The organism is Hymenobacter algoricola, from assembly GCF_039539525.1.
Taxonomy (GTDB): Bacteria; Bacteroidota; Bacteroidia; order Cytophagales; family Hymenobacteraceae; genus Hymenobacter; species Hymenobacter algoricola.
In genome coordinates, this window is the sequence record NZ_BAABDH010000049.1 from 1 (window position 1) to 704 (window position 704).

1 protein-coding gene is annotated in these 704 nt (G+C 65.8%); it reads right to left on the bottom strand.

What is annotated here, in order from left to right; all coding sequences use genetic code 11:
- Positions 1-7: 7 nt before the first annotated feature.
- Positions 8-704, bottom strand: a 697-nt coding sequence (locus ABD842_RS13700) for an IS630 family transposase (RefSeq protein WP_345114911.1), incomplete at its 5' end; no start/stop codon positions are given.

The window sequence follows — 704 nt, forward strand, 5'->3', positions numbered from 1 at the left end:
CTAGTGCTTAGTCAGGGGAATTAGGCACCCTAATTTTCTGGTAATGTCGGCCGAGTTTGGTGCGGGCTTTTTCGAGGGAAAACTGCCAGTTAACCGTGGCCCGGCGCACATTTCGCTCGGCTACACAAGCCGCGACATGTGCCGTCAGCTCGTCCTGGGTGGGGATGCGCTGGTGCAGGCACTGGCGGGCAATGGCCGAGAGTTCGAGTTCGACCATGTTGAGCCAGGAAGCATTTTTGGGCGTGTAATGGAGCTCGAAGCGCGCGGCCAGGGCCCGGGCCTGCGCGGCGGGCAGGTGCTGGTAAAAAACGGCATCGGTGTGGGTGTTGAGGTTGTCCTGGACCAGCACGATTTTTTCGACCTGCGGGTAAGCGGCGGCCAGTTGTTGCATAAAGTGGCAATAGTCCGCGCCGGTGCGCCGGGCCGAGACCTCCACGAGGCGCTGGCCCGTGCCCGGCTCGAAGGCGGCCAGCAGGCAGGCCGTGCCCTGGCGCACGTAGGTGCTGCTTTCGCGCCGGGGGCGGCCGGGCTTGGCGGGCTGCTCGCCCACGGCGGGTTGGGCCGGCACGGGCGGCAGCGGCTCGACGGGCTGGCCGTGCAACACACACGGCCGCTCGTCAAAACAGACGACGGGAAACAGGGGGTCGTACGGCCGCTCATAGACGGCCAGCACGTCTTCCATCCGGGCCACGAAGGCGGCGTTC